The 12,079-nt window shown below is 33.3% G+C and carries 4 protein-coding genes; all 4 read left to right on the forward strand.

Annotated features, from left to right (window positions below; all coding sequences use genetic code 11):
* Positions 1-199 precede the first annotated feature (199 nt).
* Entirely contained in the window at positions 200-1,276 is a 1,077-nt protein-coding gene (locus PQ462_RS12850) for a calcium:proton antiporter (RefSeq protein WP_274250241.1), read from the forward strand.
* A 426-nt stretch (positions 1,277-1,702) separates the two neighbouring features.
* Positions 1,703-3,982 carry a beta-glucosidase BglX gene (gene bglX / locus PQ462_RS12855; protein ID WP_274250242.1) on the forward strand — a complete coding sequence of 760 codons (2,280 nt, stop codon included), beginning with the start codon at positions 1,703-1,705 and terminating at the stop codon, positions 3,980-3,982.
* Between the two features lie 369 nt (positions 3,983-4,351).
* The gene (locus PQ462_RS12860; protein WP_274250243.1) at positions 4,352-8,506 is read left to right on the forward strand and encodes a hybrid sensor histidine kinase/response regulator transcription factor; all 4,155 of its coding nucleotides are present in this window, start codon (positions 4,352-4,354) and stop codon (positions 8,504-8,506) included.
* A gap of 442 nt (positions 8,507-8,948) precedes the next feature.
* Positions 8,949-12,053, forward strand: a complete 3,105-nt coding sequence (locus PQ462_RS12865; protein WP_274250244.1) for a SusC/RagA family TonB-linked outer membrane protein — start codon at positions 8,949-8,951, stop codon at positions 12,051-12,053.
* The last annotated feature ends 26 nt before the right edge of the window (positions 12,054-12,079 follow it).

Below are 12,079 nucleotides of genomic sequence, written 5' to 3' on the forward strand. Positions count from 1 at the left end.
TTTTATTGTTTCAGATACAATTAAAATTTAATAGTCAATTTTAAATTCAGTTTGAAGATTTTTTAATACAAATTAGTTCTAATTTACACTTTTGACTTTATTTTTTTATCAATTCCGGCAAAAAAAGCCTTATATTACAAATTGGGAAAGGCCAGTTTTGTTGGGATTTTGGCCAAATATTAATTTTTAAATTAGAAAAATGAAACGATTATTACAATGGACTATTATCATTCCGGCATTATCCTGGATCCTTTTCTTCAGCGGACTTATAGAGGGAAGCAGTATTTTTCAAATTACGGCCAGTATATTACTTATTTTAAGCGTTATGTCTGCTGTACACCATTCCGAAATAATAGCAGAAAGAGTTGGAGAACCTTACGGAACAATTATTTTGGCCATATCAATTACCGTAATAGAAGTTTCGATAATTATATCCTTAATGATGTCAGATGGTCCGGAAGCTGTTTCACTTGCCAGAGATACAGTATATGCGGCAACCATGCTTATTCTTAACGGGATTATTGGACTCTGTCTTTTAATTGGAGGTTTAAAACATTATGAACAGAATTTTTCTGCTTCTTCTGTAACTATTGGTTTGGTATCCCTTATTTCAATTATAGTATTTACACTGGTATTTCCAACTTTTACAGAAAGTGTTTCGGGATCATATTATTCAGAACCGCAGCTTGTTTTTGCTTCTATTGCCTGCATAGTAATTTATTCCTCTTTTCTATTTGCACAAACTACACGATACCGTCAATATTTCCTGACTGAGGGTGAGGATGAAAATGACCATACTGCTAAACGTATTACAATTGATACTAAAACATTCTATACCAGTTTGGTATTTCTAATTGTTAGTTTAGGCATTGTAGTATTACTTGCTAAAACACTCTCTCCTACTATCGAAAGTATTATTGTGAGTTACAGACTTCCAAAAAGTCTGGTTGGAGTTATAATTGCCATTATTATCCTGCTGCCCGAAGCTGTGGCTGCTGTTATCGCCGCAAGAAAAAACAGATTGCAAACCAGTATAAATTTAGCTTTGGGTTCTGCCTTGGCAAGTATTGGGCTCACTATTCCCAGCGTTGCAGCAGTATGCATTATAATGGATATGCCTATTATATTAGGACTGGATATTAAATCTATTGTTTTATTGGCCTTATCAGTATTTACGGTAATGCTGTCGCTTAGTAAAGGAAAGTCGAATATAGTTTACGGAGTTGTACTTCTGGTTAACTTATTTGCTTTTATTTTCCTTATGATATATCCGTAATCTTCTTTTTACTGCATCAAAGAACAAATCATAAGGGTTGTTCTTTGATGCATTTTATTTTTTTTAGAAGATGAAATTCTTTCAATAAAACCTCTATTGAATTTTCTAAAAGGAATGTTTCTCATTCCTATTCTCCACTTATTATTAGATGGGTCTTTAATTTTAAAAATTAAAGACAGTCAATCCTCTTTTTCACTGCATACAACATCTCTTTTACTTTTTTTCAGTCCAAAAGACTGCAAATGCATCATTTGTATTAGATAATGCATCAAATTTACTATTGAAATTATTGTTGTAAAACTAAATTTACAACCTTAAATAATGCCGATTTCGCACAAATAAAACAGCAAAATTATATTATTCATTAAAAAAATAAACTTCAATAACTAATACCAAAAATATTTAAGATATAAAGAAAACCTCCTAATGAAAAAACAAATTAAAAATTATGCCTTTCTACTGTTAGCTGTTTCTATGAACGGATATGCACAAACCAAAAAACATATGGATACCAAAAAACCAATTGAAGACCGTATTTCACTTTTGATGAAAGAAATGACATTAGAAGAAAAGGTAGGTCAAATGAATCAATATAATGGTTCATGGGATGTTACCGGACCAAAACCAGAATCTGGTTCTAATGAAGAAAAATACAATAACATAAAAAAAGGATGGGTCGGTTCTATGCTTACCGTTCGAGGTGTTAAGGAAGTCAGAGCCGTACAAAAAATCGCTGTTGAAGAAACCCGACTTGGAATTCCGCTTATTTTTGGATTTGATGTTATACACGGATACAAAACCCTAAGTCCTATTCCGTTGGCAGAAGCAGCAAGCTGGGATTTAGAAGCCATTAAAAATTCGGCACGAGTAGCAGCACTCGAAGCTTCAGCTTCAGGATTAAACTGGACTTTTGCTCCTAATGTTGATATTTCAAATGATGCCAGATGGGGAAGAGTTATGGAAGGTGCCGGAGAAGATCCATATTTGGGAAGTAAAATTGCAACGGCAAGAGTAAAAGGTTTTCAAGGTGAAAGTTTTAGTAATACCTCTATTGTGGCCTGCGCGAAGCATTTTGCCGCTTATGGTTTTGTAGAAGCAGGCCGAGAATACAATAGTGTAGATATGAGCAATTCTAAATTGTACAATACTGTTTTGCCGCCTTTTAAAGCAACAGTAGATGCCGGAATCCGCACTTTTATGAATTCATTTAATACCTTAAATGGTATTCCGGCAACAGGAAGTGTCTTCTTGCAAAGAGACATTTTAAAAGGTGCCTGGGGATTTAAAGGATTTGTAGTATCTGACTGGGCTTCAATCGCCGAAATGATTACTCACGGTTACGCTGCAAATGCAGCCGATGCGGCTAAAAAAGCGGCTATTGCAGGTTCTGACATGGATATGGAATCGAATGTGTATGTAACAGAATTAGTTCAGTTAGTAAAAAAAGGATCTGTAAAAGAAAGCGTGATTGACGATGCTGTACGCAGAATTCTTCGAGTAAAATTTGAATTAGGTTTATTTGACGATCCTTATAAATATTGTGATGAAGCTCGTGAAAAGGCAAACATTGGCAGTAAGGCAAATAATGATGACGTTCTGGACATGGCCAAAAAATCGATTGTTTTATTAAAAAATGATAAAAATCTTCTGCCTTTAAAAAAATCGGGAGCTAAAATTGCTTTAATTGGTGCATTGGCTAATGATAAAAACAGCCCTTTAGGAAGCTGGAGAATTGCTGCTGATGACAATACCGCAGTTTCTGTACTCGAAGGAATGCAGCAATATAAAAACAGCGCATTAGTTTATGAAAAAGGAACAGATGTAGCCTTAAATAAACAATTATTCGTAGACGAAGTAAAAATTAATACAACCGATTTTTCTGGATTTGAAGCGGCAAAAAAAGCAGCAAAAGAAGCAGAAGTTGTTGTAATGGTACTGGGTGAAATTGGTTTTCAAAGCGGTGAAGGACGAAGCAGAACAGAATTAGACTTGCCTGGAAACCAACAGCAATTATTAGAAGAAGTTTATAAAGTAAATCCAAATATTGTTTTGGTTTTAAACAACGGGCGTCCGTTAGCTTTACCATGGGCTGCAGAACATATTCCTGCTATTGTTGAAGCCTGGCAGTTAGGAACACAATCCGGAAACGCAATTGCACAGGTTTTATACGGAGATTATAACCCAAGTGGAAAACTGCCAATGTCATTTCCCAGAAATGTAGGCCAATGCCCTATTTATTACAATTTATACAATACCGGAAGACCTACAGATAAAGATAAAAATGTGTTTTGGTCACACTATTCTGATGTAGAAAAAACACCTTTATATCCTTTTGGTTATGGATTAAGCTATACATCTTTCGCTTATAAAAATTTAAAAATTGCAAAACCTTCATTTCAAAAAGGAGAAAAAATTGAAGTTACTGTTGAGGTTACCAATACAGGAAAATTTGACGGAAAAGAAATAGTTCAATTGTACATAAACGATCCTGCCGCCAGTATTGTAAGACCTGTAAAAGAATTAAAAGGTTTTGAACTTATCGAATTAAAAAAAGGAGAAACTAAAACAGTTCATTTTACTTTAACCGATGCTGCTCTTGGTTTTTATGACAACGACGGTAATTTTTTAGTAGAACCAGGTTTATTCAATGTTATGGTGGGCTGGAATTCTAACGATGGACTTACGACTAAATTTGAACTAAAATAAAGTATTTCAAAAAAATTAAACACATAGAAACATAGATTTATTATTTGTGAAGAAAGAAGTTAAAAAGAAACTCATTTCTCAAACACAGCTATGTGAATTAAAAATAAGTGAAACGCCTTTTTTTAAGTAAACAAAAGCTATGTTTCTATGTGTTAAAAAAACTATTCTGCTGGAGTAGTTTTTTTAACAGCTCTATATCCTGAGTACGATAATTCCTTATTTGGCTATTTATCATACTCAGGATTTTGGCAATATGCCAGATTTGAATAAAAAAAATTAAGTGTTCTGTTTAGTTTTATTAATATTGTTTTCTATATCCTAAAAAAATCATTTTACAAACAAGCGGATAATCAATACTGTTACATCTAAATGAAAAATACCACCTCTATCCTTTTATGCTTTTTCAGCTTTATAAACTGCCTGTTTTCTCAAGGTAAATTTGACAGCTATCAATTTAGAAGCATACAGGAAACTACCTCAAAACGAGCCGTTTCTTCTATCATTCAGGATAATAATGGTTTTATATGGATAGGCACAAACGGTGCAGGTTTATATCGTTATGACGGTGTAAATTATTTTGGATACAAATACGATAAAAAACCCGGTTCTGTAAACAGCAACTTTATTTATGCCACATTTATCGATTCCAATAATAACCTCTGGGTTGGTACTGATGAAGGTTTGTGTTTGTACAACAGAGATTTAGATAATTTTACCAAAATCAATATTGAAGATGTCATAACAAAAGGATATAGTGAGCCCATTACTGTAAAAACAATTATTGAAGACAATAACGGCAACTTATTCTTAGGCGCTTATGGTTTCGGATTATTCAAACTTAATATAAAGACTTTAAAGGCTTCTTTAGTACAGTCAAAAGTGTTGGACAAGCCCAATTTTTTAATAAAATCTTCGATAAAAAGTAAACAGGGAATTATTTATTTAGGAACCAGTTACGGCCTTTTGGAAATTGACTTAAACGGAAAAGTAAAACAGGTTTATAAAGACAAATTTAAAAGAGAACCTTTACTCGATGATATAGAAAATCTTGTTATAGATAAATTTGGATATATATGGCTGGGAACAACAGAAAACGGTTTGATAAAAATTAAACCCGAAACCGATAATTACCAATTTGAAAATTATCCTATTACCAAAAACAAAATCCTGTCTATTGTACAAAGCAGTCTGGATTATATTGTATGCGGTACAGAAAATGACGGATTACTGGTTGTAAATTACAAAGGACAAGTACTGCGAAAATACCTGCACAGCAAATACAATAATTTCAGTTTAAAATCTAATTCTGTCTGGTCGCTGTATGAAGACAAGGAAAAACGACTTTGGCTAGGATATTTCAATAAAGGACTTGGTGTTTTTGATAAACCAAATAACAAATTCAATTCGCTGGAATCTCTTGCCAATAATGACAATTCTTTGCAGACCAGTTATGTAACATCTGTAATAAAAGATAAAAAAGGAAATTTATTAATAAGCAATGAAGGCGGCGGACTCGACATTTATAACCTTATTGATAAAAGTTACATTCACGTTAACCAGACAAATCAAAACTATTATTCCGGTTTAGATGCAGTTGATATTCAGACCATATTTATAGACAGCAAGCAAAATATCTGGATAGGGAGCTGGGACCGCGGTATTTACTTTTTAAAAAATGGAACTTCCCGATTCGTAAATTACAATACAGCCAATACATCTGGACTGAAATCTAATCGAATTTTTAGTTTTGCCGAAGATTCTAAAGGCCGAATCTGGATTGGAACTTTTATAAAAGGACTGCATTATTTTGATAATAAAACCAGCACAATTGTACATTGCGACTCTAAACCATTTGCAGAAAACACCTTAGATAACGCTTTTATCCGCAAAGTTTTTGTAGACTCAGACAATGTACTTTGGGTAGGAACAATTTTAGGTTTGTATCAGGTTAATTTAAAAGATGAAACGAATTTTAAAGTAACAAAAATGCGCGATGCCATGTTTAGCGGCATAAATAAACACAATAGCATTCAAACTATTTTATCTATTTATGAATCTAACGATAAAACGATCTGGATAGGTACTGACGGTCAGGGATTATTTAGCTACAATAAAAAAAATAAGATATTTTCTAATTATGATGATTTTCCGGGTTTTAAGGAAAAATCTGTTCGTGCTATAATTTCAGACAATAATGGTTCATTATGGGTAAGCGGCGGATCTGGTTTGACAAAACTTGATTTTAAAAATAAAAAAAGCACCAATTTTAATAAAGATGACGGTCTTATTGACAACGATTTTAATAATAATGCCGTTTTTAAAGATGGAAATGGAGAATTGTATTTTGGCGGTTACGAAGGCGTAAATTATTTTAATCCCAACGAAATTAAAAAAGCAGAAAAAGCACCAAGATTGTATTTCAGCGATTTCAAATTATTTAATAAATCTGTAAAACCAAATGAAGAAGGTTCGCCTTTAACCAAAGTAATTTCGCAGACTAAAGAAATTACACTCAATTATACACAATCGGTTTTTACGATTGAATACGTGGGAATTAACTACAATTATTCTAAAAAAAATCAATACGCTTATTATCTGGAAGGTTTTGAAAAAGACTGGAATTATGCCGGAAATAACAGAACGGCAACCTATACCAATCTGGCGCCGGGCAATTATACTTTTAAAGTAAAATCGGCCAATGCAGACGGCACATGGAGTAACAGCCAATTAGAATTAAAAATAAAAATACTTCCTCCGTGGTGGAAAACCATTTGGGCGTATTTAATATATACCGCTATTTTAATTTTCCTGATTAGATACTTAAATAAAATCTATCAAAACCGATTTAAAGCGAAACAGGCCATTATTTTAGAAAAAGAAAAATCAATTCAGCTAGAGAAATTAAACAATAAAAAATTACAGTTTTTTACCAATATCTCACATGAATTCAGAACACCTTTAACGCTTATTATTAATCCGCTGGAAGACATTTTAAGAAGCAAAAAATTATCGCCTGAAATTCATAATAAATTAAAAATTGTACACAAAAGCTCTGACCGACTTTCGAGACTAATTAATGAGCTTATGGATTTTAATAAATTGGAGTTTAATAAAATTTCACTTCAGGCCAAAAAAGTAGATGTCACAGCTTTTACAGAAGGAATTATTGGGTATTTTGATGAAGAGGCAGCTGCCAGAAACATAACCGTTAACTTAGAATCATCCCAAGATGAACTTGAAGACTGGCTTGATCCTAAAATGCTGGAAAAAATACTTTTTAATATTATTTCTAATGCATTCAAATTTACGCCTGATAATGGTTCTATCACCATTTTTATAGACACAGCCGAAACAGATAATGCTTTAATAATTGATGGAGAAAAAGTTCCTTCCTACTCTATAACCATTACAGATACCGGTTCTGGAATACGCAAAAAAGATCTCAATAGAATTTTTGACCGCTTTTATCAGGTCAATAATGTAAACAAAGATTATTATGGCAGCACTGGAATTGGTTTAGAGGTTGTAAAAGAATTTATTGAACTTCATAAAGGAAAAATTGAGGTTGAAAGCCAAGTTGGAGAAGGCACAAAATTCAAAGTCACATTTCCTTTAGGCAATTCGTTTTATAAGAAAAGTGAAATTATCGATGAGGTTTTTAAAATAGAAAAGAACAAAAATCAATTTTTATTTGACGCTGCTAATAATCAAACAGATGAAGATGATTTTACAGAAACGTCAATCGACAACGCTGCAGAAGAAACTGCAAAATCATATACCGTTTTAATTGTTGAGGACAATCCTGAACTGCGAAATTACCTAAAACAGGAATTAAGCAAGTCATACAAAGTTATTACAGCCGAAAATGGTAAAAAAGGGTACGAACTTGCCGTACAAAAATTACCGGATTTAATCATTACAGACGTCATTATGCCGGTCATGGATGGATTACAGCTGTGTAAAAACATAAAAGGAGACTTAAAAACAAGTCATATTCCTTTGTTAATGCTGTCGGCAAAAGCAATGGTCAAAGACCGATTAGAAGGCATAGATTCTGGCGCAGATATGTATTTGAGTAAACCTTTTGAACTGGATATCTTAAAATCAAGTCTGGCGCAGCTTATTACCAGCAGGCAGATCATGTTTAAGAAATTTTACAGCGGTATTACCAAACAAGGAAAAGAAAAAACAACATCACTGGATAATGACTTCATTCAAAAAATTCTGCATTTTATCAATGAAAATATCAGTGAGCCGGAATTGACTGTAGAACTCCTGTCATCTAAAATCTACCTTAGCAGAAGCCAGCTGTACAGAAAAATAAAAACACTGACAGGCGTTTCTGTAAACGAATTTATTCGAAATGTACGATTAGAAAAAGCAAAACAGCTCATAGAACAAGGCAACAATAATATTAATGAAATAAGCTATAAAGTTGGTTTTACTTCTCCCTCCTATTTTGCCAAATGTTATAAAATTAAATACGGCTATCTGCCTACTCAGGAAAAAAGAACAAAAGAATAAAGCAGACAAAAAATTAATTTAAAAAGAGCTTCGATTGTAACCGAAGCTCTTTTTTTTGTCAGTGATTTTTTTCAAAAAACCGACTTTTGAATTTCAGGCAAAAATCAACATATAAAAAATATTGACTCGATATTTTAAAAAAACAGTATTTTTTATGCAAAAAAATTAGCAATACCTCAGTACTTGTTTTGATGCATCAGGGGGTTTATTTTACTGATTTAGGGGGTTCAGATGTTTTTTTTGCATCATCTGTTGCACAATATGCATCATCCGTTCTACAATACAACACCTCTACAATATACTTTCGTTAAGAAATATTTAAGAAAAAAGTGCTGCTGTCAAAACTCAAAAATACCAACAGGCAAAAGACCCAAATTTTAAATGTTTTTTATAAAACTTAACGATTAACTAATTATTAAAGTAAACTAACAACCAAATTTTTATGCAGAAAAGAACATTAAAAAAACTATTGTGCTTAATAGTATGTATGTGGGGGAATTTTTTCTACGCTCAAACTGTTAAAGGTAAAGTAACATCTGGCGGTGCCAGCCTGCCTGGTGTCAGCGTAATAGTACAAGGAACAAAAAACGGAACCGTTACTGATTTTGACGGTAGTTTTGTATTAAACAATGTAGAGCCAAAAGCGTTGCTGCTTTTTAGTTATGTAGGATATAAAAACCTCTCAATACCAGCAGATACAAAATCAGTTATGCAGGTTACTATGATAAGTGACCTCGAAAAATTAAATGAAGTAGTTGTTATTGGATATGGAACATCAAAAAGAAAAGATATAAATGGTGCCGTTTCCTCTATTAAAGCTTCTGAAATTCAGGACAAACCTTTTGTTTCTATCGATCAGGCGCTTGTAGGTAAAGCTGCAGGTGTAAACGTGACTCAAAACTCAGGAACACCCGGAGGAGGAATTTCTGTGCAGATTAGAGGGATTACGTCTATTAACGGAAATGAACCTTTGTATGTTATTGACGGAACTCCGGTTTTTGCTGATAAAAACAACGACACATTTTCATTCAGTGCTTTAGGCGGAGGAAACGGACAAACTAAAAATTCAGCTTTGTCTGGTTTGAATATTTCAGATATTGAAACTATTGACATTTTAAAAGATGCATCGGCAACTGCCATTTATGGTGCAAATGGTGCAAACGGAGTCGTTTTGATTACAACCAAAAAAGGGAAAAAAGGAAAATCAAAATTTACATACGAAACTTATTTAGGAACTCAGGAAATAAGAAATACCGTTGATGTTTTAAACCTGCCTGAATACGCCGCATATCAGGCAAAAATTTATAAATTAAATGGTGAGCCTGTTCCGTATCAATATCAAAAACCTAATTTATTAGGCAATGGAACAAACTGGCAGGATGAACTTTTTAGAACTGCTACCATGTACAATCATCAGCTGTCATTTTCAGGTGAAAAAGAAGGAACACGTTATTATACCTCTTTAAACTATTTTGATCAGGAAGGAATTGTTTTAAACTCAGATTTCAACAGATTATCTATGCGATTAAACGTTGATTCTAATGTAAAATCCTGGCTTAAAATTGGAAACAACCTATCAGTTAGTAAATCGTCTCAGCAAGTCGTACGAAACGATGACAGAGGCGGATTGGTTATGAACGCTTTAAGACAATCTCCAGAGTTACCGGTTAGAACTCCAGATGGTTCTTATGCGGGACCAACAAGCGGTTTAGGATCTTCGGCAAATGAGGCAACTAACCCAATCGCTTTGTCTGAATACAATAATTCGACTACCGAAAGATTTAAAATTAACGGAAATTTATTTGCCGATTTTACGCTGATAAAAGGATTAGTTTTTAGAACTGAATTAGGATATGATTTAAATTTTGCAAAAAGCAGCACTTTTGCCCCTAAATATACTTTAGGAAACGTAAATGAACTTTTAAACAAATCATTCAAACAGCAGGATCAAAGTTATTATTGGAACATCAAAAACTATTTGACGTACAATAAAACTATCGGCGAGAAACACAATTTTACTTTCTTATTAGGTCAGGAAGCGCAGGAAAGCCGTTATGAATATTTAAGCGGTTACAGATCAGGTGAATTTTTAAACAAAAATTTCACAAATTTAAATATTGGTGATATTGATACGGCAGTAAACGGAAATGGTTCTGGCAGATGGTCAATGACTTCTTATATTTCAAGGTTAAATTATAGTTTCTCTGATAGATATTCTTTCTCTGCCTCAATAAGAGCTGATGCTTCATCCAACTTTGGACCTAATAATAAATGGGGTTATTTCCCATCTTTTTCAGGAGGATGGACAGTTAGTAACGAAAAGTTTTTTGAACCTTTATCAAACAGCATCAATTACTTAAAATTCAGAGCAGGTTATGGTACAGTTGGAAATCAAAACATTCCGGCAAACAGATACCAGACTATCTTGTCATTGCTTTCTTCTCCGTTTGGAGGTGTATCGCCGACAATTGACAATTTAGGAAACCCAAATATAAAATGGGAATCTCTTAAATCATTCAATACTGGTTTCGAATTGGCAATGCTTAACAATAGAGTAAAATTAGATTTTGATTATTATGTTAAAAACTCATCTGATTTCTTAACCAAACAAATCAATGACGAATCAAATCAAAGTGCCCTTAATTATTACCTGAATACGGGTGAAATTGTAACAAAAGGTATCGAACTTACTTTGAATACAAGAAATATTGCAACCGAAAATTTTAACTGGGACACTACTATCATTTTTTCAAAATACAATAACGAGCTGACTCGTTTTCAAGGTGAAGGTAAATCGTTATTAGGAAAAGTTCAATTCGATTTATACAACGTTACCAGAACTACAGAAGGACAGCCGGTAGGACAATTTTACGGTTATGTAACCGATGGTTTATTTAAAAACGCTGCAGAATTAGCTGCAGGACCAGTTCAGGAAGCAGGAACAGGAATTGGAGATATTCGTTTTAAGGATCTTAACGGCGACGGAAAAATTGACAGTAAAGACCAGACTGCTATTGGAGATGCTATTCCTGATTTTACCTATGCTGTTACCAATAACTTTAGATACAAAAGCTTCAATCTTGGAATAGTTTTAACAGGAAGCCAAGGCAACCAGATCTACAATTTTACACGTCATTACATTGACGGAATTTATCCGGGATTTGGCGATAGATTTGGAAATGTCAGCACTCAGGCAATACATGCTTTTGAACCTGGTGTAAACGAAAATACTGATGTGCCGAGAATTACTCTTAATGATCCAAATGGTAACGGAAGAATTTCGAATCGATTTGTTGAAGATGGTTCTTACTTAAGAATTCAAAATGTTTCGTTGAGCTACGATTTACCAAGCAAAATATTCGATAACTCTTTTATCTCTAAAGTAAGATTGTATGTAAACGTTCAAAATTTATACACGTTTACAAAATATAGCGGCTTTGACCCTGCCCTTGGAAATTTAGACCAGAATATAACCTTGAGCGGAATTGATTTAGGACGTTACCCAGTACCAAGAACAATTTCTGCAGGAGTGAATTTAGAATTCTAAGATTGATAAAAAACACATTTAACTTA

It is taken from the genome of Flavobacterium sp. KACC 22758 (genome assembly GCF_028736135.1).
Lineage (GTDB): Bacteria > Bacteroidota > Bacteroidia > Flavobacteriales > Flavobacteriaceae > Flavobacterium > Flavobacterium johnsoniae.

Coding starts and splice junctions, on each gene's coding strand:
- PQ462_RS12860 (WP_274250243.1), top strand. CDS start 4,352: ATGAAAAATACCACCTCTATCCTTTTATGCTTTTTCAGCTTTATAAAC.
- bglX (WP_274250242.1), top strand. CDS start 1,703: ATGAAAAAACAAATTAAAAATTATGCCTTTCTACTGTTAGCTGTTTCT.
- PQ462_RS12850 (WP_274250241.1), top strand. CDS start 200: ATGAAACGATTATTACAATGGACTATTATCATTCCGGCATTATCCTGG.
- PQ462_RS12865 (WP_274250244.1), top strand. CDS start 8,949: ATGCAGAAAAGAACATTAAAAAAACTATTGTGCTTAATAGTATGTATG.